We start from the raw sequence: 20,280 nt of genomic DNA on the forward strand, positions 1-20,280 counted from the left end.
GCGTAGACGTTCTTCAGCGTTGTTGGCGCTTTGGTGGAAGGCATATCCGCAGAACAACTGTCAGTATCACTCGATACCAGTTCGTAGCAGAAGCCAGCTTGCGCGGCTTCGCTTTCCGGGTCTGCTTCTCGGATCAGCGCTCTCGTCTCCGGTATGGCTTCTACACCGGTTTTGAGCGTAAGTGTCAGGGTGTGTCCTGTGGTGGGGTCTTTTTCCAGTCCGTCATCGTCGTCGTTGCATGCGGTCAATGCAGGCAGCATTGCCAGCATTATCAGGAAACCGGCCGCGAGGGCCGGGTTCCGAGGGTTGTTGTTCTTTTTCATATAAAATGTGTGTAAAGGGGGTTATACAATCGGCGTGTCTGGCTTCTTGTTTTTGTCGGCTTTTGCCGCAATCAGGTCCGAGTACTTTTTGTAGATCTGGTTTACGGCGTCTATAAAGGCTACGGTTTCTGGTGTCGGTTCCATTTCTTGCATGGCGTTTACGCGGCGTACTATCGCATCCAGCGCTTCATCTGTTGCTTTGCGTGCTTCGGAGGTTTCTACTTTTACACGTGCCGTGTATTCGTCCGTGCGTGTCCGGTCCAGGTCTTTGTAGTCTTGGTTTTGTTGGCTCAGCAGGCTTACGAAGTTTTCCAGTTTCAGCAGTTCGATGTCCGCTTTCGCAGCATCTCCTCCCAGGTCGTTCAGCAGTCCGTCTATCCCGGCTGTTTCTTCGCTGAAGGCTTTTTCGTTGAGTGCGTGATAGGCTCCTAAGATGGCATCCAGCCGTTTGGCTGCCAGTTGCAGTTGTTCGGTGGGGCAGATGCAGTAGGCTTCCACTATGTTTACCATGAACCGGAAGGTGAGGTCTCTGTCTGCGTCCAGTTTTTCCAGTTGTTCTGTGCTTGCGCTTTTTGTGATGCGGTTCACACAGTCTTGTTCCCGTGCAATGGCATCGGCGTAGGTTTTTCGCATTTCGCTGATCTTGGTGTCTGCCACGCTTAGAGGTGTAAGGCGTTGGTTTATTTCCTCGTTCATACCCAGGTGTGCCGCGTTGCTCAGTCGTGAGCGTGAAACGGTTCCGATCGCTTTTGTTTGTTCCATAACTTTGAATTTAAAGAGTTAATATTAGGTTGAAAATTGAGAAATCTGTTCTGTAGAGGCTCTGTAGGTGTACGGAGGTATCACCGGAGCTCCGGCAAGGGTTTTGTAGGGGTACAAAATGGCTGCCGGCTCGTCTGTAATGGTTTTGCAGGCCTACAAAATGGCCGCAGCTACTCCGGTAATGGTTTTGTAGGTGTACGGAGGCTCCGCCGGTGCGTTGGTGATACTTTTGTAGGTGTACGGAGGTTTTCCGTGTGGTACGGACACACGTTTTGGGCAGGCTGCCCTTGCAGCCTGCTATGTTTTGATTGTTTTTTACGTGAAAAAGGCGGGTGGAGGAAAGGTTACGTTTTTTTTGCAAAATATCCTTCTTCATGAAGAAGGACTGCGGAACATGTATGTTCCGCAGATATATGTCTTATACAAGGAATGTATTTCATCTTGTTTATGAGATGTTGCGGGGGCAAAGATAGGGATTTATAAATTATTATCGTCTGCGGCGTACGCTTTTTACGGGAGCGGAACGTTCGGCTTTCGGAGCTTTTGTCTTTACTGTTTTTTCCTTGCTTGCTTTCGGGGCTTTTTCGGCTGAAGCACCTGAGTTGCCGCGAACGGATGCTTTGCGTGCCTTCTTGTCGGCCTTGGCATCTACTACTTGTGCGGTGTCGGGTTGCAACCAAAGGGATTTCTCGAATGCTACCAACTGGCCCTCGATACGGTCTTGTTCGCGTTTCAAAGAGTCGGGGGTAGGGCAGTAGGCTTGCAAAGGACGGTTCATCAGGTTTTGAGTCTTGATGATTTCGCCGTCAAACATGCGGCGGCGGAAATAGTCGTCCATCGTAAACGTCATGGCATTGTTTATGTTAGATGTCATGATGTAAGCCGTATTGATATACGGGCGGATGTTTTCGTAGGGTAGCCAGAACATCGGCATGGTAGTTTCTCCCATGTCTCCGTTGGAAGTAAGGATCGGGCAGATAGCCAGTGTCTTTACATCGAATACAGAGTTGTTCTGGTCGAAATACCAGGCTTCCTTTATGTAATAGGATCTGACATCTTCGGAGGGTACGTCGCTTTCGTTGATAACAAACATCGGTTCGCCTCCGTTTTTAGCCGGTACTTCTTCATACAGGATATAGAAACGGTCTAACAATTCTTTGAAGTTTACCTGATGGGCTTCGTCAAATTGTTCGTAGCCATCGAGATACTCGTATGCCTTAATCTTATTCTCGCTCAATAGCTGGAAGATAACGGAGAAAAGATTCATTTGTCCGTTCATAGGACGTACCGGATAGTAGAGCGGGGCATTTTGCTCTTTTGTCAGGTCTATCTGGCGGTAGATAACACGCATCCAGGGGGCATTGCCTATCTCCTGTGTCATGCGTTCATTCATTTCCTGGGCACGGACGGTTAGTTCGGGCAGGTTGCTATCTTTTTTTACCTCGCGTTCACCACGGGTGGCACGGGGGCTTCTTCTTTGCTGCGTATTAGCGCCGCCTTGTTCTTCCTGGGCTTGCAGGGTGCCGCTTATAAACAGGGCGCCAACAAGGGCGAGTATGTAATAAAAACGTTTCATATCTTTAGTTTACAATTACTTCAATGGTAGGTATGGTACGTTCGATACCGTCCGGGCCTTTGGCTACTACACGGGTAATGTAGAAACGTTTGCCCTTGCTCAAACGGCGGATATAATCTTTTTGCCGTTCGGAGAAGTTCGTGCCTTGCGATACTTCGGGGATGGCGTTGCCCATCGAATCGAAGAAGGTAAGTTCGAAACGTAATACCGTATATTTTACATTTAACAGATCATCGTCTATAGCTGCTTGTATGCCGTCGGCTTCTACCAGGCTACGTTTGGCTATCATACCGCCACGGAACTTGCGCATGTTGCCGTTCTGGTCTTTGTATTCGATGAAAGGCAGCGGATCGGGCAGGGCACGTACACGGAAAGAGGTCTTTGCCATTTCTACATTGCGGCCGTCGGCCATGCGGGCGTTTACCGATATGATTGCTTCTGTTCCTACTTTCGAAGGGCGGGCTTCCCACTGGTCTCCCTTGCGTGTCAGTGTGCCGTTGGTCATGGTGGCCGTAACATTACCGCTCGGTACGCCGGGCACGGCGATACGGATGGGATTGGCTATTCCGGCATATAATACGTTCATCAGCATTGGAGCAACACTGGCCATCGGGTCGGTAACGAAGTATTCGCTTTCGAACTCGCGACGCATCACACTGCCGTCTCCTCCGGGCATTTCAATATATCCCTTGATAGGGAATGTTCCGGTGGCGCCGGTGTTGACGGTGAACACGCCCTCATTTGCTTCCGGCAACACATTGCCGTTTACGTATATGGTAGGACGCTTTGTCGAGTCTACGGCCGATAGTACGATGTTGGCTTTATACTGGCTTCCGCGCATCACGATCTGGCTTTGCGGGATAACCTGTGCGGTGATCTGGTTTACGCGATAGTCTTTTACGTCTACACTGCTCAGCAGATTGGACAATACTTCGCCTTCGGCATAGCGTACGTCACTTTGTATTTTAGTAAGCAGTGTAACGGCGGCGGCTACCGGCATATTCTCAAAAAGGGCTTCTTCCCAGGTGCGGGTGTTGATACCTGCTTTGTGAGGCGGCGTGGTGCTGAGGTTTGCTTCCAGTATGCGTGTTTTTACCGTATCGTCTATCATGTTGCCCATCATAACCCGGTAATTGTCTATTGAGGTTCTCAGCTTCTTGCCTTCTCCGTTTATAGGAGACAGCATGATGCGTGAAGGGGCTTCCAGATCGTCTTTATAGTTGATGTTGTTTACATCGCCATTCTCGCCGTCGGCTGCTTTCACGATACGTACTTTCAGGTCTTGTATGTAGTTAAAGAGGCTGTCGGATGCTTGTTGCACCTGTTTGCTCTTTTCGTACCAGACTTGCACCTTTTCAGGGTTCGACTGGTAATAGGTATCCATCTCACCGGCCACTATTTTGTTGCGGTGTGAGGTGTTGTCTATAGAGGTTCGCAAGCTACCTTCCACCAGCTCGAAGCCGTCGAGCACCTCGGACGACACGTTGAGTGCCATCATAGCGATGAACACCAGATACATCAGGTTGATCATGCGCTGACGGGGCGAGTTGGGATTATTTGATATTCCTGCCATTGTATTCTTATTCTATATTAAAAGAGTTGTTATCTGGCGGACTGTTGTCCGGGATTGTTTGTATAAGGGGGTTGCTGCTGCGGCTGGTAACCGTATGGCTGTTGATAGCCTTGTTGAGGATAAGCCGGTTGTGCGGCACCCATTCCCATGTTTACGGTCATTGCTTGCAACAAGCGGCTGTATACATTGTTTAGTTCGGCCAACTGGCGGGTCATCTTTTCCGTTTCGTTGCGGAATACGGAACTGTCTACTACTGACCCGTCATACATGTCGCGGATACGGTTCAAACCGCCGTTGATATGTTCGATCGATTCGATTTGCGAACTGATGCTCTTTAACTGTATTTCGTAGATGGTATTCAAGCCGGAGATGTTACGGTTGAGCAGTTCCATCTGTTGCACATAGCCGCGTGAATTCTGGTTGATACCGTCCGAATTGTCTGTGATTGTTTTGTATGAGTTAAGCAGCGTGTCGGAAACGTTTGTAAGCGAGTTGGTCACCTGACTGAAGCGTTCCATGTTGTCGGACATGCCCGAAAGTTGTTCCAGGTATTTTTGGGTAGCTTCGGTAAGCTCTGCCATCTTGGAAATCTGCTCGGCGGCTCCGCTTAGCTTTTTGATGCTTTCGGACAAATTCTTTGTGTCTTCTTCAGATACGTCCAATGCACCCAGACCGGATACGCTTTTTGAAGCCGTAGCCGAGATATTGATTTTGGAAGGAGCACTGTCGTCGTCGTCTTCCATATTGTCGGTAGAATTTATCATGGTTGCGATGGTAGTGTTCGAAAAGTCCGGGCGATCCATCGGGTTTTTTGATTTCAGTACAGGGAATACGTCTTCCCAATGGTATTCTTTTGACGGATGCTCGAAGGCTGAGATAAAGAATACAATAGATTCGGTTATCATTGCCACAAACAATATCTGGTTGGCATACGGCAAGTGCAACAGTTTAAACAAGGCACCCAGGATAACGATAGAAGCCCCCCAACTGTAGAGGAAGTTCAATACGCGTTTTCCTTTATCACTGGAGAGGAACATTTCCAATCTGTTCTTGTATCTTTTATACTTTCCCATCGTATTTTATTGTCTTAATTGATTCATAAACCTTATTTTATTTATTTGCCTTTGGAGCGTGAGAAACCGATCTGTGTGCGTGCACAACGGAATCCGATGTACGAACGGGTTTCGTTCTGGTATTCGAATGTGCGCATATCGGAGCGGACAAATTGTGACACATCTTTCCATGAACCGCCGCGTACCACTTTTTTCTTCATAGCATAAGGGTCTTCCTTAGCTGCGTTATAGCGCAAGTCCGGATTCAAGTCGCTCATTTGGCTCGGGCCTGATTCCGAATAAGAGGTTGAAGTCCATTCGGCTATGTTGCCGGCCATATCGTACAAACCAAACTCGTTCGGAGAGAAGGAACCTACACGCGAAGTAATCAGGTGTCCGTCCTCTGTATAATTACCTTTGCCGGGTTTGAAGTTTCCTAAGAAACATCCTTTGCTGCTTTGTAAACCATCGCCAATCCAGGGGAATTTGCGGTCGTTTTTACCTACACGGGCTGCATATTCCCATTCGCCTTCGGTTGGCAGGCGGAATGGCTCGATAGCTTGTCCTGACGGTAAATTTAATGATTCTTTATACAGGTTGGTGCGCCATACACAGAATGCGGTTGCCATTTCCCAAGAAACGCCTACTACAGGATAGTCGTCATATCCAGGGTGGTTGAAATACATACGCATGTATGGCTCGTTATAAGCATTGTTGAAGTCATTTACCCAACATGTCTCATCAGGATAGATGTTCACTATTCGAGTGTGTAGGAAGTCCCACGGGCCACTCAACGGACGGGTGATCGTTTCGTTGATAATGTTTCCTTCGTCATCGATGTAGGCTGTATCTTTTGAGATCATAACCACTTCGTTCGGATCTACCTTAATATCAGTGTTACGTACGCGGGCATTCGGGTCAAGCTGGTTCTTACGAAGGGCTGCTGCTGTATAGTCATACCATTCATATTTGAAGTTCATCAGCTTTTCATCCAGTTTCTTTTCGCCGGTAATGGGGTTAACGTAGTATACGCTTTCAATGGCACGTAGCTCATCTTCGTTAGGACGCTTCCAAGGAATAGGACGGTTCCAGTCCAGATGGGGAGTTACAGGTTCGCCATACCGGTCTTCGGTAATCTTGAACAGATCGTTGCCTCCGTAAGCAGGGTCGGCCAGACGTTCGCGAATAATGGAGTCGCGTACCCAGTAGACGAACTGACGGTATTTGGAGTTGGTTATTTCGGTCTGATCCATCCAGAATGCGTCGAAAGAAACCCCTTTGGTTTCAGGCGTGGTTCCCCATAACGAATCTTTATCGGACGGTCCCATTTCAAAAGAACCTCTTTTAATCAATACCATTCCATAAGGTGACGGTTCGTTGAAGGCAACCGTTCTTACACCTGTTACTTCACCGCCTCCGCCTCTTAGCGATTTTCCGCATGAGGAGAGTAAGGCTACTGCCATAAGTACTAATAATACTTTCTTCATATACTATAATATACGTACACTTTTGTGTTTGTTTTTTCCTGTTTTCGTTTTATTCAACTTCAACCTGTATTTCACCATCACTTCGTGGCTTCCGCTGGTAGCCTTTCCCAATATGGTAGTTGGGAAATCGTAGGCGTATCCTACATCGAAGCGTCCGATCGTTGCTCCTAAAAGGAGTGCCACCGATTCGTTTATACGCCAGGAAAAACCTCCATTAAACATTTTATTATATACCAACCGGGCGGTAATATCTGTGTGGTAACTTTGGAAGTTAGTCAACAGGAATACTGACGGCTGTAATTCATACAACGGATTCTTTAACTGAATATTGTATCCACCGGTCAAATTAAACGTTCTGCCGATAAAAACATAGGAATTTTCTTCAAGCTGCAACTCCGGCTCGGTTAAGTGCGAGGCTCCAAGTCCTACATAAAAGTGTTTATGGGTGTAGTACAGACCGAAGTTCATGTCCAAAGCCATAGCCTGGCTTTTTGTGGTAGGAATAGCTCCGTCTATTTGTTGGTGGAAATTGCTTTCTGGGATATATACATTCGTACCGTCGAACGACTGGTTGACGATACCGAACTGAATACCGGCACTGATAGTTCCGCCGAATAGTTTTCGCTTATAGGCATACTGACCTGAAACGTGGGTGTTTTGGAATAAACCTACACTTTCGGTAAATATTAAAAGGCCTACTCCATGGTTGGTTTTCCCTAAGGTAAGAGGCATATCCCCATATACGAAAAAAGAGCCTGGAGCACCGTGTATGCCCAACCATTGCTGGCGATATATTGAGAAAAGATTAAGATCTTCAGTCGTACCGGCATAGGCGGGATTGTAATATCCCATGGCCCGGAAGTACTGGCTGAACTGCGCGTCATATTGTGCCCGTACAATATTAGTACAGGTACAAAGTAGTATGATAAGCAGAAAAATTCTCTTCATAATCATTCTTAGGGGGCTACACGTATATAGTAACTGCAAAAAATGCAATAAATTGTATTTCCCCGTGAAAAAACGAACGAGGCAGGGACTGAAAGCCTCTACCTCGTGTTTTATCTTTATTGAATAGTTGTCGATAGTCAACTATCAACAGACTTAATATTCTTCTTCGTTGAAGAAGAAATCTTCTTTACTTGGATAATCGGGCCAGATATCTTCCATACACTCGTAAATTTCACCTTCATCTTCCATTTCCTGCAAGTTTTCGATTACTTCCAGGGGTGCACCTGAACGTTGTGCATAGTCAATAAGTTCATCCTTGGTAGCTGGCCAGGGTGCGTCCTCCAGTTTTGAAGCTAATTCTAAAGTCCAATACATAGCTGTCAAGTATTAATAACTGCCGTAGCAGTCCGGTTTTCAAATTTTGCGCAAAAATAAAACATTATTTCTTACTTGCAAGTATAATCCCATATAATTTCTTTACCATTATTTCTGATACATTCCTTTCGTGCCAGAACATACAGGTAATCAGATAGTCTGTTTATAAAAATTAATACAGGTTCTTCTACTTCAGCCGTTTCTGTCAAACGGTAAATTTGCCGTTCTGCCCGACGGCAAACGGTTCTGCATACATGGGCTAATGCGGCAGAGCGGCATCCTCCCGGCAGGATAAATTTACGTAACTTCGGCAGGTCGCCATCTATCCGGTCTATTTCATCTTCTATACGTTTGATGCTTTCCGGGGTTACCTGGCTTTCTATCTTTAGCTCGGTGGTGGTCTGGTCTGTTGCCAAATAAGAGCCGATAGTAAACAGTTTATGCTGGATGAATGACAGGAAATCCAGGTCTTTCTGGTCTTCCAATGAAGACATAAGCAGGCCGATAAAAGAGTTTAATTCGTCTACCGTTCCATAACTTTCAATGCGTTGATGCGCTTTTGAGACGCGTTGCCCTCCTACCAGTGAAGTGGTTCCTTTGTCGCCTGTACCTGTATAAATAATGCTCTTTTCCATATGCTATATATTTAAAAATATACTATATAATTTCGTTTGTGTAATTTCTTATTGAAGATAACGATACCTAAAGAATACAGATCGATAGTAACCGTTACTTCGGGATGTGCACATATTTCATTCCAGAAGCTCCGCATTTTACGGCTCGATTTAATACCTTCAAATACGAAAACGGTGTCGTTATGAATATGTTTTATACATTCATTAAACAACCAGATATTATTTTGTTGTTCATACAAAGTGTTGAAAAATACAAAATCTAATTTATCAAGATCTTTCAATGCCTGAGGAAGCAATTCTTTATAGGAACCGGTACGAAGATCTATTGTGTTATGAGAAGCCTTGCCGAATACCCATTGGGCAATGGAAGCAAATGCTGGAATGTTTTCCAGTGCAATGCATTTCAATCCGTTGGCGTAGGAGGTAAGATATAATGTAGATAAACCCATGGCAGGGCCTAACTGTAATATATTTACTGATTTAAAATGGTTGGTTAATCTGAAAAGCAGAGCTCCGTGTTTAGGTTTTATGGCCTCGCGCTCCACGACCTGGGCGATGGTGCGGCTTTTTATTTTTTCTTGTTGCCGTTTGTCAGGGTAAGTAACAATTTCTTCCTTAAATAAGAGCTGTTTTCGGATGAGTTCTATATCGTAGAAGCTATAATATGGGCATTTCTCTTCGATAACTTTGGTTATCAGATTGAACACAAAAGGAGAGTGTACCCCGAAACCTTTCCTGTAGCGTAGGCCACGATACAGAAGCAGTCCTTTTCTCCATGTATTAGCTTTGGGTATGATTTGCATTGTAATAATTCGTCGATTGAGTGCAAAAGTACGAACTTCCCGATCATTTCCTAGTCATCGGGATGATTTATAAAAACACCAGAGCTTTTTTTATAAAATGGTCAGGATCGTTACTCTCTTATTCGCTGGCTTTTTCGGGATCGGGTGCTATGTAGTTCAGAATCTGTCCGCTAAGTTGTAGTAAGGATATCTCACATATCTTAGTGGAATATTCGGCGATAGACTGACGCTCTTCCGCTTCCAATAAACTGTTTTGGGCTTCGCGAAGCTCTATTCCTGATAGTTCGCCTAATTTATAGCGGTCTATGGCAATCCGGTAGTTTTCCTGGGCTGCTACCAGATTTTCTTTTTCCAGTTTCCATAATTGAAGGTTATTCTGGTAAGCCATCCAGAAATTACTCAGGTTAGCCCGTAAAGATAATTCCAGCTCCTGGGTACGTAGTTCCTGATTCTTTATCTGGATACGGGCATTACGTTGTTCCCTGCGGCGGTTTAAACCGTCAAAAATATTAATGCCAACCGTTAGGCCGTAATTCAGTCCGAGACGCTTTTGTAAATCAGTAGTTCCTACTTCATACCAATTGGCCGTATAACCATATCCTGCATTCATTTTTACGTATGGATAATTACGGCTTTTGATCTTCTTATAATCTAGTTCGGATAATGTTTTATTCTTTTGTGCGATCAGTAGGGAGGCATTGGTAGCTAAAGTGTTTTTCCATAATTCCACTTCATCTAAAAAAGGATTCGGATAAATTAATGAGTCTTTTATCTGTATTTCTTCCTCGACATCTTGCAAGGCCATTAATTCATTCAGACGGATACGTGAAGTATGAACTACCTCCAGTTGATTCAAGACGTTGGAACTGTCGGCGTTGAAATCGACTTTAGCCTGTTGTAAGTCTAACCGTGACATAGAGCCGATAAAATAGCGTTCTTCCACAATACGCAAACGTTCACGTGATAGGTCTAATGTAGAGCGAAGATTGTTTAAACGAATCTTTTGCCGTATCAGGTTGTAATATTCGCTTGAGAGATTGGCAACAAAATCTTCAATAGTCATTCGGGTATTCAGTTCTCCCATGCGTTGCAGTTCTTGCAATTTTGAGTAATTTGCCTGGATGCCGAACCCATCGAAAATAGTCCAGTTGAGGTTTAGCCCAATATTGGCCGTTTCGTTATGTACACCATTATTTTTTTCGGTGCTGCCGTCCGAAAGTTTATTGTTGTTGTTATTGAGCGATCCGCTGAATCCTCCGTCCATATCTATCGTAGGGAGGTAACCTGCATTTCCTAAAGTTGCATTGTTGTTATTTATCTGTTGTTCGTTACGGATAATATGGATGGAATAATTTCGTTCCAATCCGGTTTCAATACATTGTTTCAGGCTGAATGTCTGTTGTGCGTACATAGTAGGTATGGCACAAACAAATGATAATATTATAAAGAATCGTTTCATACTGTAGTATTGTTAACAGGTAACTGTTCTTTGTTGTTTTTCTCCCGGTCGGTGGAAATAAAACTATACATGGCCGGCACGATGAATAAAGTAAGTAAGGTAGAAACCAGCATACCTCCTACTACTGCAACCCCCATAGCTATACGTCCTTGTGCTCCTTCGCCTGTAGCATATACCAGGGGAACTAGTCCAAGAATAGTTGAGACACTGGTCATAAGGATAGGGCGTAAGCGTTGCGTTGCTGCTACCCGGATAGCTTCGGGCAGACTAGCCCCGGCTTCCTGCCGTTGGTTGGCAAATTCTACGATAAGAATACCGTTTTTAGCCACCAGACCAATCAACATAATAATACCTATCTGGCTGAATATGTTCATGGTTATACCAGAATAACTCATAAATATCAGGGCTCCAGAAATGGCTAAAGGCACTGTGAACATAACGACCAACGGATCTTTGAAACTCTCGAACTGAGCTGCCAGTACCAGATAAATCATTAATAAAGCCAGAATTAAAGCAAACATCAAGCTGGAAGAACTTTCGCGGAATTCTTTGGATTCTCCCGAAAGAGCCGTACGGAAACTTCCGTCTAATGTTTCGCCTGCGATCCGATCCATTTCATCCAACCCGTCACCAATCGTATATCCTTTGTTCAATCCGCTGGAGACAGTGGCTGATACAAAGCGGTTATACCGGTACAATTGCGGAGGCGCCACGTTTTCTTCCAAACGAACCACGTTGTCAAGCTGAATCATAGCTCCGCTATTGCTACGTACATAAATGGATTTCAGGTCTAAAGGTGTATTTCGTTGCTGACGGTTTATTTCGCCTAGTATCTGATATTGTTTTCCGTTCATATAATAATACCCCATTCGCTGGCCGCTCAGGGCATATTGTAATGTCTGCGCAATATTACGCGTACTTACTCCCAGCAAAGAAGCTTTATCGCGGTCGATAATAATACGCGTTTCCGGTTTAGTGAAACGTAAGTCTACATCGGCCATCTGGAAAACCGGACTTTCATTCACCTTTTGCATGAATGCTGGTAGATGTTCTTGCAACTTTTCTAAGGTAGGCGCTTGTAGTACATATTGCACGGGCATACCGGCGCGACGCCCGCCGAAAGTAGATTGCTGCCGTACGAATGCACGCGCTTTTGTTTCTTTTCCGACTTCTCCGGACAGTACATCGGCAATCTCCATTTGCGAACGAGTACGGTCTTTTATATCCGGCAAGATGAGATTTAAAGAGCCTCCCCCATTCCATGAACGGGTCATAACAGCCTGGCGTTCGGGGGCGACAGAGTCGGCAATTTGTTCGATACGGTCGGCATAATCGCGGATGAATTCGAATGTAGCCCCTTCCGGGCCACGCATGCTGACGGAAATCATGGAGCGGTCTTCCAAAGGAGAAAGCTCCGAACGAATATTTTTCCAGAAATAACCAATAGAGCCGGATAGAATAATAACAATCGGTATAGCCCACAACTTATGGTTCAAGAATCCGTTCAAAGACTTCGAATAGATGCGGTTCATGCCATCGAAAAACGGTTCGGTCTTATTGTACAGCCAATTTTTTTTCTCACGCTTTTTTAATAGCTTGGTTGCTAGCATCGGTGTAAATGTGAGGGCTACAAAAGAAGATATAGCCACAGAGCCGGCAATAACAATGCTAAATTCCTTAAATAGTCGCCCGGTCATCCCTTCCATGAATACGATGGGGAGGAATACCGATATCAGTGTGATTGTGGTGGAAATAACGGCAAAAAATATCTCTTTGGAGCCTTCTATACCCGCTTCTTTGGGTGACATACCTTTTTCTATACGGACATAGATGTTTTCGGCAACAACGATAGCATCGTCTACTACCAACCCTACCGAAAGTACGACGGCCAACATGGTTAGTACGTTTATGGAGAATCCCGCTATGTACATAACAAAGAAAGCGCCAATCAGTGATACGGGGATAACCACTACAGGAACCAATGTAACACGCCAGTCACGCAAAAATAGGAAGATGATTAACACTACCAGGATGAAGGCTTCGTAAATAGTTTGTTGAACTTCATTGATGGAGGCACGGATAAAACGCGTGTTGTCGTACATCATCTCTACCGTAACGTCTTCAGGCAGATCTTTTTTCAATTGTTCAATACGTTTGTAGGCTTCGTCGGCAATTTCGATGTGGTTCGCTCCTGGTTGTGGGATAATAACATCGATTACCATCGGCTCACCGTTCTTTTTCAGCAAGCTGCGCAAATCCTCCGGAGCCAGTTCTGCCCGGCCTACGTCTTTGAAACGTACGATACTATTTTCATTCTCTTTTATGATGAGATTATTGAATTCTTCGGCCGAATGCATTAATCCCAGGGTACGGATAGATAGTTCCATTGTATTCCCTTCAATACTGCCGGACGGAAGTTCCACGTTTTCCTGGTCTACTGCATTTTTGATATCCAGCGGCGTAACGCCGTATCCTGCCATTTTGATCGGATCCAGCCAAAGACGCATCGAATAACGTTTTTGTCCCCAGATGTCTACGGCACTCACATTTTCGATTGTTTGCAACCTCTCTTTTACTGTAAGTTCTGCTATTTCGCTTAACTCCATCAAAGAGCGTTTGCTACTTCGTATGGCAATCTGCATAATGGGAGATGCATCCGCATCTGCTTTGGACACAGTGGGAGGGTCACAATCGCGGGGCAGGTAACGTTGTGCACGTGATACTTTGTCGCGGACGTCATTGGCAGCAGTTTCCATGTCTACTGAAAGTTCGAATTCTACAGTGATGCGGGAACTACCCTGACTGCTGACACTACTTAGCGAACGGATACCTGGAATACCGTTGATGTTCTGTTCCAAAGGTTCGGTTATCTGGTTCATGATAACATCGGCATTTGCTCCCGGATAGGAAACATTTACGGAAATAATGGGTTGGTCTACGCTAGGGAACTCACGCACACCCAGAAAACGGTAGCCGATAAAACCAAACAGTAAGATGACAAGCATCATTACTGTGGAGAGTACCGGGCGGTTAATACTGGTTTCAGATATATTGGCCATAAAACTACTATTCTTTTGTTAATCTAGATTATCAATAGATACCTTCATTCCTGTACGCAACTGCATTACTCCGGATACGATTAATGTATCTCCGGATGTTAATCCGCTCAATATCTGTACACGGTCTTCCGTACGTAATCCTATTTTTACTTCTGCAGGCTCGGCAACTCCGTTTTTATAAAGATAAACGATATCTTTTCCCATTTCCGGGATCAGAGCTTCACTGGGAATAGCAAGGGCATTTTTAATTTCGCGCCGGGTAATTTCTACTGAGGTATAACGTCCTGGCAATATCGATTCGCCGGTATTAGGATAGGTTGCCCTGACCCGTAAAGTACGGGTGTCTGTGTCTACTTTACTTTCTACTGCATATACAGTAGCCTTGTAATCGTGTAACAGGCCATCTTTTTCCATACGGAACACGATTTGGGAGCCGTCTTTTACTTCGGAGGCATAGCTTTCGGGTATGGAAAATTCTATTTTTAAAGGAGATATTTTGGTCAGTTTGGCAATAACGGAGGAGGAGGATGTAACGTAGGCTCCTTCGCTGACTGAACGAAGTCCGATAATACCGTCGAACGGCGCGCGCAATTCGGTTTGAGCGATATTGGCTTTTACCAGTTCTATATCGGCCATTAGTTTTTCATATTCGGTGGCAACCTGTTCATACGCCTCTTGGCTTACTGCATCTTTTTCAAGTAAAGTATGCTGGCGATATACGCGGTCTTTTGCCAAAGGAACCTGAGCCTCGAGCTTTTTTAGTTGAGCCTGCAGAGGTTTGTCGTTTATTTTTGCCAGCAGGTCACCTGCTTTGACATGGGTTCCTTCAGTAAAATAAATGGCTACCACTTTGCCGGACGACTCGAAAGCCAAATCTACTTCTTCATCGGGCAAGGTGCTGCCGGTACTTAATATCTTGTCGGTAAGCGTTTGGTATCTGAGGATTTCTGCATTAATATTCAGAATCCGTTTTTGAGCAGTTGCACCCGGTGTGGAAATTGTAACATCTTTCTGGGCTTTAGATGCGATATATTTACTTTTGAATTGAGGATACACAATCATCCCGATTATTAACAAAATAATTGCACTGGTTACACTCCATTTAACTCTTTTTGTCATGATCTTTTCTTACTTTTTCTGTAAATCTCAATTGTTTTTGCGAAGATACGCAACAGATTGGAAGTTTAGACGAGCTGTAAGTAAAAAGGTTTAATCTTAATATTGTTTTTTGCCTGTTTGTTTATGTTTTCTGTATGTGAAAATACACTTTTTTGTTTTATTTTTGTAGCTCATTGTTATGCTGTTACAAATAAATGAATACTGTTATGAAAAAAAAACAACTAAACATCTTTTGCGCATGCATTGGCTTGCTTTTGTTTATCGGGTGTGTTAAAAGCAATAAGGAACCTGTCCGGATTGAGAAAAAAATGAGTAAAGAGACTCTTTTGGATAAGATAAAGGGAGGATGGGCCGGACAAACAATCGGTTGTACTTTCGGCGGGCCAACCGAGTTTAAATTTAATGGCGTCTTTATTCCCGATTATGTGGATATCTTATGGCCTGATGGTGCTATAAAAGGCTATTTCGATACTTTTCCCGGGCTTTATGATGACGTATATATGGATCTGACATTTGTACAGGTATTTGATCGTTTGGGGTTGGATGCCCCGGTCGATTCTTTTGCTATGGCTTTTGCAAATGCTGATTATATGTTATGGGCTGCGAATCAAACAGCACGGTATAATATTTTGAATGGAACGATGCCTCCTGCTTCCGGTCATTGGTTGTGCAATCCGCATGCTGATGATATCGATTTTCAGATTGAAGCAGATTTTTCAGGCTTAATGTCGCCGGGGATGCCTAATACTGCAGCCGGAATATGTGACCGGATAGGGCATATCATGAATTATGGGAACGGTTGGTATGGAGGTGTTTTTGTTGGGGCGATGTATTCGTTGGCATTCGTTTATGATGATATTGAACAGGTGGTAAATGAAGCAATCAACATTATTCCGAAAGAAAGTACATTCTATCAATGTATTACGGATGTAATCCGTTGGCATAAACAATATCCTGACGATTGGAAACAAGCTTGGGCTCAATGTAAAATTAAGTGGGATAATGACAAAGGATCGCCTCATGGTGTGTTTAACTATTATAATATTGATGCTGTCATAAACAGTGCTTATATTGTGATCGGTTTATTGTATGGTGAGGGAGATTATGCCCGTACTTTGGAAATTTCGACCCGGTGCGGTTTTGATTCCGACTGTAACCCGGCTTCGGCAGGTGGAATTTTAGGTACGATGTTAGGTTATAGTAAAATTCCAGAATATTGGAAGAAAAATTTATATGAAGTAGAAGATTTGCCGTTTGCTTATACAGATATTTCTCTTAATAAAGTTTATCAGCTAAGTTATAATCAAGCTTTGCAAGTGATAGAGCGGAATGGTGGAAAAATAGAAGATGGTGAAATAGTTATACATTGTCAGACACCCGAACCTGTGGCTTTTGAGGAATGTTTTGCTGGTCATTATCCAGTGAAAAAAGAATCAGTTAATAAAAATCTGCAGGATTGGAAAGAATTTGAGTTTGATGGAATCGGTTTTGCGGTTACGGGCGCTGTATCAAGTAATGATCCTAAGTATGTAGCTCGGGTAGAGACTTATATTGATGGCGAATTGGTAGAGACGGCTCCGCTTCCGGCTGATATGATTCGTCGCCGGGAAGATCTTTTTTATAAGTATCAACTCCCTAAGGGTGTGCATGAGGTTTCTTTTAAGTGGTTAAACCCTCAGCCTGGTGCAACTATAAATGTATATGATCTGGTACTGTATTCGGATAAACCGAAAGAACCGGTTCGTTATCAATAGAAATGAAAACGCCGTTCCGGATTTTCCGGAACGGCGTTTTGTGTTATGAATAAGAATTAATATCTTCTACGGCTATAATCATCGCGATTGTTATTTCCATAACCACCACCGCGGTTATTTCCGTAACCACCGCGATTACCACCGCGGCCGCCGCCGAATCCGCTGCCCGCAGGTCTTTCTGTTCTCGGACGTGCTACGCTTACTGAAATTGTTTTGCCTTCAAAATTTGTATCGTTCAGCTCTTCAATAGCTTTTTGCCCTTCATTATCGTCTGGCATTTCTACGAAACCGAAACCGCGTGAACGCCCTGTTTCTCTATCGGTAATAATATTAGCTGAAGTTACTTCGCCGTACTGTGAAAATAAATCCTGTAAGCTGTCACTACTTGTGCCATAGCTTAAATTTGAAACATAAATGTTCATCTGCTTTTGTAAATTAAAATTGTTGTTTATTTAATGATCGAGATTCGCACGGCGTTCATTCCTCGCGTACCACGTTCTATTTCAAATATCACTTTGTCGCCTTCTGCAATCTCTTCCGGAGCTGCAGAGATATGGAAGAAGTATTTTTCTTTACTTTCCGTATCTATTATAAAACCATAACCTTTTGAGCTGTTAAAATGTTCTACCAATCCATTAAATTCGGTAGGTTGTTCTATCTCTGTTTGCTTTGGAACCGATACAAGGATTTCGGAAGCGTCAATTTCTTCTTTAGGCATAATATCCTGGGGGGTAGAGTGGATAAGTCCGTTTTCATCCACGTAAGCAAGCATTTCTTCAAAAGAACGACTGCCCTTATTGAGGCGTTCTTCTTTTTTCTTTAGCTTTTCTTCTCTTTTGGTTTGTTTTAGTTTTTCTCTTTCCCGTTTCCCGGATGTTATTCTTTTAGCCATTAATTAATTTGTTTAAAGGGGTATACAAATGATGTCAATTTTGATAATGGAAAATCCGCTGTTACAGTAAAACGGAATTAAACACTTACAAAGAAGATTCAGAATAAACCCGGTTGTCAATGTTACAAAGGTATGGATATTATTTTGTTATTCACTTAAATACTCTTGATTTATTTTTGTTTGATTATATTATTATTCATTTTCTATGAGTATTAACAGGTGGTAAATCATATACATATAGAGGTTCATCATCGAAAACACTTAAAACGTATAGTTTATTTCGGGATTCATCAACCGAGAGATAGCGAGTCCGTTTATTGATTTGTATAGTCCGGATATAGTTTCCATCATAGTCATATTGTTCTATTGAAAAACAAAATTTATTGTCTTTTTTATCATCTTCAATAACATCTTTGGGAGTTTTGCCACTGTATAGACAATATATATATTGCTCTCCTAATGATACATCTAAGTAATATGATACAGAGGTTATATCCAGCCAGTCTTTTATATCATTATGTTTTTTATGCTGATCGGGATACTTTATAATAGTACATGTATTTGTTTCTAAATTGAAGATATGTATTTGCCGGAAATATTGGTAAGCATAAACTAATATCTTTCTCACGGGATTAATTTCTAAACTGCCTATATAGGCACTCCATACATGTACTTGAGGGTCTAACGCAAGATTATATATTCGTGTTTTTGTCGTATCCCCTGCATGGTAACAGTATAAACTATTTCCGCTTGTCTCATTTTTAGCCATGTAGGACATATTGCCTGAAGAAACAAGTTTCATTGTTTCTCCGATATTTGTCCAGATAGAGTCTAGGTGTATATTAAAATCATTGTCGATCAAAAAATGCCTGTAAATGCCACTATCATAAACTTCGCCAATAAAACCGGGACAGTTTCTGAAACCGGAAAAATCGGGATATAACATTTCATTCGGTCCGTTTCCTATTATTCCGAACTTGCCTATTCTCTTTTTCTCTGACAATGAATAAGCTAAAAAGTAAGGTTCATTTTGAGTTACTGCATTTTCTACAATGCACGTATCTCCTTTGACAAATATGCGGCCTGCAGGTTTTATGTAACCTTCCCTAAAACGGATGTGATATCCTTTTAAAACAGGAGTTTGAATAACAGGTTTATTTTCCATATTGATAATTTCTCCCGAAAAGGAATTGTTCTTTATCGTTTCATTGGGTACATGGGTACATCCTGATATAAATACAGAAATAAAAAGAAGGGAAATACCAGAAATGTGTTTTATTTTTGTTTTTTTCATATGATGGGCTGTACTATTTTAGATTTTCAAAGGTTTGATACAACTATTTGAGAAATAGAGGTAACGAATTAGCAACCGTGCGAATTTCAGCGATTTTCAGTGCTATGCTGTCAAATACTCTTTGTATTTACAAAGTTACAAAAATTATTCGGAAAATAATGCCTACTATCAAAAAACTGCATCCTATCTTTGTAGATAGTCCATTAAAAAGAATGCAACCTCACAAATTACAGCTACCTTTGTGATTGAAACTCAATGCATCAATTACAATGGTAAAAATTACCGTTCAAAATACAGATATTAGCGTTGTCAAGTACAATGAAGAAGACTATATCAGCCTTACAGACATGGCAAGGAGCCAACAGCAAGAGCATATTATTTTCCGTTGGCTTAGCCTTAAAAGCACTATCGAGTATCTTGGCGAATGGGAAATGTTGTATAATCCCGATTTTAATTGTACCGAATTCGGTACAATTAAAAATGCGGCAGGAAGCAACAATTTTGTGCTTTCGGTGAAAACGTGGATAGAACGGACCAGTGCAATTGGCATTCGTTCTAAGGCTGGTCGTTACGGTGGCACATATGCACATCGGGATATAGCATATCATTTTGGTATGTGGATTTCTCCTAAATTCCAATTACTTCTTGTTAAGGAGTATCAGCGGCTAAAGACAGAAGAACAAAGGCTACTCGGTTGGTCAGCGAAACGTGAATTGTCGAAAATCAACTACCGCATACATACTGATGCCATAAAGCAAAACCTTATTCCGATGGAAGTCACACCGATACAGGCAAGCATTATTTATGCCAATGAAGCTGACGTGCTGAACGTGGCGATGTTTGGTATGACAGCAAAACAATGGAGAGAAGCGAATCCCGAACTGAAAGGAAACATCCGTGATTATGCTACTATCAATGAACTTATTTGTTTGTCGAATATGGAAAATCTAAATGCTGTGTTTATCGAACATGATATGACACAAAGGGAACGTCTTGTTAAACTAAACCAAATAGCTATCCATCAAATGAGCATATTGGAAAGTAATGATAATCAAAATCGTAAGCTGTTGAAATAAAGAAGTTACAAAACTATATTACAGCGAGTTACCGACAGCTATGCAAAATTACGCAAATCACAGAAACATAACCATTTAGTAAGAAATCCGCAC

At 42.9% G+C, this 20,280-nt stretch carries 18 protein-coding genes; 2 read left to right on the forward strand and 16 right to left on the reverse strand.

The genetic code is table 11. The features are described from left to right. From C4S38_RS07565 to C4S38_RS07630, 13 genes are all read right to left on the reverse strand, one after another. The coding region (locus tag C4S38_RS07565; RefSeq protein ID WP_146059459.1) for a hypothetical protein at positions 1–323 on the reverse strand (323 nt) is incomplete at its 3' end. Between the two features lie 21 nt (positions 324–344). Continuing rightward, on the reverse strand, positions 345–956 hold the full coding sequence (locus C4S38_RS07570) for a DUF6261 family protein (RefSeq protein WP_146059460.1): 612 nt from the start codon (positions 954–956) through the stop codon (positions 345–347). Between the two features lie 616 nt (positions 957–1,572). Beyond that, positions 1,573–2,661: a type IX secretion system ring subunit PorN/GldN gene (porN, locus tag C4S38_RS07580; RefSeq protein ID WP_103983220.1), complete on the reverse strand. Its 1,089-nt coding sequence runs from the start codon at positions 2,659–2,661 to the stop codon at positions 1,573–1,575. Positions 2,662–2,665: 4 nt separating this feature from the next. Continuing rightward, the gene (gene porM / locus C4S38_RS07585; RefSeq protein ID WP_103983221.1) at positions 2,666–4,234 is read right to left on the reverse strand and encodes a type IX secretion system motor protein PorM/GldM; all 1,569 of its coding nucleotides are present in this window, start codon (positions 4,232–4,234) and stop codon (positions 2,666–2,668) included. Between the two features lie 29 nt (positions 4,235–4,263). Next, positions 4,264–5,307, reverse strand: a complete 1,044-nt coding sequence (gene porL / locus C4S38_RS07590) for a type IX secretion system motor protein PorL/GldL (RefSeq protein WP_234999320.1) — start codon at positions 5,305–5,307, stop codon at positions 4,264–4,266. Positions 5,308–5,348: 41 nt separating this feature from the next. After that, on the reverse strand, positions 5,349–6,773 hold the full coding sequence (gene porK / locus C4S38_RS07595) for a T9SS ring complex lipoprotein PorK/GldK (RefSeq protein WP_103983222.1): 1,425 nt from the start codon (positions 6,771–6,773) through the stop codon (positions 5,349–5,351). A 3-nt stretch (positions 6,774–6,776) separates the two neighbouring features. Next, positions 6,777–7,721, reverse strand: coding sequence for a PorP/SprF family type IX secretion system membrane protein (locus C4S38_RS07600; RefSeq protein WP_103983223.1), 945 nt, complete (start codon positions 7,719–7,721; stop codon positions 6,777–6,779). A gap of 153 nt (positions 7,722–7,874) precedes the next feature. Continuing rightward, a complete protein-coding gene (locus C4S38_RS07605; protein WP_005633363.1) occupies positions 7,875–8,096 on the reverse strand; it encodes a DUF2795 domain-containing protein in 222 nt (73 codons plus the stop codon). 71 nt (positions 8,097–8,167) lie between these two features. Continuing rightward, positions 8,168–8,731 carry a cob(I)yrinic acid a,c-diamide adenosyltransferase gene (locus C4S38_RS07610; protein ID WP_103983224.1) on the reverse strand — a complete coding sequence of 188 codons (564 nt, stop codon included), beginning with the start codon at positions 8,729–8,731 and terminating at the stop codon, positions 8,168–8,170. Between the two features lie 11 nt (positions 8,732–8,742). Continuing rightward, complete coding sequence (locus tag C4S38_RS07615; protein WP_103983225.1) at positions 8,743–9,534, reverse strand: O-methyltransferase; 792 nt, start codon at positions 9,532–9,534, stop codon at positions 8,743–8,745. Positions 9,535–9,652: 118 nt separating this feature from the next. After that, positions 9,653–10,993: a TolC family protein gene (locus tag C4S38_RS07620; RefSeq protein WP_099463959.1), complete on the reverse strand. Its 1,341-nt coding sequence runs from the start codon at positions 10,991–10,993 to the stop codon at positions 9,653–9,655. Further along, complete coding sequence (locus C4S38_RS07625; RefSeq protein WP_103983226.1) at positions 10,990–14,052, reverse strand: efflux RND transporter permease subunit; 3,063 nt, start codon at positions 14,050–14,052, stop codon at positions 10,990–10,992. Before C4S38_RS07625 ends, C4S38_RS07620 begins: the two co-directional genes overlap by 4 nt. Before the next feature lie 18 nt (positions 14,053–14,070). After that, positions 14,071–15,171 carry an efflux RND transporter periplasmic adaptor subunit gene (locus C4S38_RS07630; RefSeq protein WP_103983227.1) on the reverse strand — a complete coding sequence of 367 codons (1,101 nt, stop codon included), beginning with the start codon at positions 15,169–15,171 and terminating at the stop codon, positions 14,071–14,073. 206 nt (positions 15,172–15,377) lie between these two features. On the opposite strand from C4S38_RS07630, the gene C4S38_RS07635 reads away from it, so the two are divergent. Then, complete coding sequence (locus tag C4S38_RS07635; protein WP_200817950.1) at positions 15,378–16,925, forward strand: ADP-ribosylglycohydrolase family protein; 1,548 nt, start codon at positions 15,378–15,380, stop codon at positions 16,923–16,925. A 56-nt stretch (positions 16,926–16,981) separates the two neighbouring features. Here C4S38_RS07635 and C4S38_RS07640 read toward each other — a convergent pair whose 3' ends face one another. From C4S38_RS07640 to C4S38_RS07650, 3 genes are all read right to left on the reverse strand, one after another. Then, positions 16,982–17,347 carry an RNA recognition motif domain-containing protein gene (locus tag C4S38_RS07640; protein ID WP_103983229.1) on the reverse strand — a complete coding sequence of 122 codons (366 nt, stop codon included), beginning with the start codon at positions 17,345–17,347 and terminating at the stop codon, positions 16,982–16,984. A gap of 26 nt (positions 17,348–17,373) precedes the next feature. After that, on the reverse strand, positions 17,374–17,817 hold the full coding sequence (locus C4S38_RS07645) for a cold-shock protein (protein WP_099463954.1): 444 nt from the start codon (positions 17,815–17,817) through the stop codon (positions 17,374–17,376). A 196-nt stretch (positions 17,818–18,013) separates the two neighbouring features. Beyond that, a complete protein-coding gene (locus tag C4S38_RS07650; protein ID WP_103983230.1) occupies positions 18,014–19,111 on the reverse strand; it encodes a BF3164 family lipoprotein in 1,098 nt (365 codons plus the stop codon). 269 nt (positions 19,112–19,380) lie between these two features. Here C4S38_RS07650 and C4S38_RS07660 point away from each other — a divergent pair, with 269 nt between their 5' ends. Further along, positions 19,381–20,187, forward strand: coding sequence for a KilA-N domain-containing protein (locus C4S38_RS07660; protein WP_103983231.1), 807 nt, complete (start codon positions 19,381–19,383; stop codon positions 20,185–20,187). Positions 20,188–20,280: the final 93 nt, after the last annotated feature.

The organism is Parabacteroides chinchillae (genome assembly GCF_900108035.1).
GTDB classification, from domain to species: domain Bacteria; phylum Bacteroidota; class Bacteroidia; order Bacteroidales; family Tannerellaceae; genus Parabacteroides; species Parabacteroides chinchillae.

Bases quoted from the DNA above. Each gene is read 5' to 3' on its own strand.
- C4S38_RS07570 (WP_146059460.1), bottom strand. From the start codon at position 956: ATGCGAAAAACCTACGCCGATGCCATTGCACGGGAACAAGACTGTGTG.
- porN (WP_103983220.1), bottom strand. From the start codon at position 2,661: ATGAAACGTTTTTATTACATACTCGCCCTTGTTGGCGCCCTGTTTATA.
- porM (WP_103983221.1), bottom strand. From the start codon at position 4,234: ATGGCAGGAATATCAAATAATCCCAACTCGCCCCGTCAGCGCATGATC.
- porL (WP_234999320.1), bottom strand. From the start codon at position 5,307: ATGGGAAAGTATAAAAGATACAAGAACAGATTGGAAATGTTCCTCTCC.
- porK (WP_103983222.1), bottom strand. From the start codon at position 6,773: ATGAAGAAAGTATTATTAGTACTTATGGCAGTAGCCTTACTCTCCTCA.
- C4S38_RS07600 (WP_103983223.1), bottom strand. From the start codon at position 7,721: ATGAAGAGAATTTTTCTGCTTATCATACTACTTTGTACCTGTACTAAT.
- C4S38_RS07605 (WP_005633363.1), bottom strand. From the start codon at position 8,096: ATGTATTGGACTTTAGAATTAGCTTCAAAACTGGAGGACGCACCCTGG.
- C4S38_RS07610 (WP_103983224.1), bottom strand. From the start codon at position 8,731: ATGGAAAAGAGCATTATTTATACAGGTACAGGCGACAAAGGAACCACT.
- C4S38_RS07615 (WP_103983225.1), bottom strand. From the start codon at position 9,534: ATGCAAATCATACCCAAAGCTAATACATGGAGAAAAGGACTGCTTCTG.
- C4S38_RS07620 (WP_099463959.1), bottom strand. From the start codon at position 10,993: ATGAAACGATTCTTTATAATATTATCATTTGTTTGTGCCATACCTACT.
- C4S38_RS07625 (WP_103983226.1), bottom strand. From the start codon at position 14,052: ATGGCCAATATATCTGAAACCAGTATTAACCGCCCGGTACTCTCCACA.
- C4S38_RS07630 (WP_103983227.1), bottom strand. From the start codon at position 15,171: ATGACAAAAAGAGTTAAATGGAGTGTAACCAGTGCAATTATTTTGTTA.
- C4S38_RS07635 (WP_200817950.1), top strand. From the start codon at position 15,378: ATGAAAAAAAAACAACTAAACATCTTTTGCGCATGCATTGGCTTGCTT.
- C4S38_RS07640 (WP_103983229.1), bottom strand. From the start codon at position 17,347: ATGAACATTTATGTTTCAAATTTAAGCTATGGCACAAGTAGTGACAGC.
- C4S38_RS07645 (WP_099463954.1), bottom strand. From the start codon at position 17,817: ATGGCTAAAAGAATAACATCCGGGAAACGGGAAAGAGAAAAACTAAAA.
- C4S38_RS07650 (WP_103983230.1), bottom strand. From the start codon at position 19,111: ATGAAAAAAACAAAAATAAAACACATTTCTGGTATTTCCCTTCTTTTT.
- C4S38_RS07660 (WP_103983231.1), top strand. From the start codon at position 19,381: ATGGTAAAAATTACCGTTCAAAATACAGATATTAGCGTTGTCAAGTAC.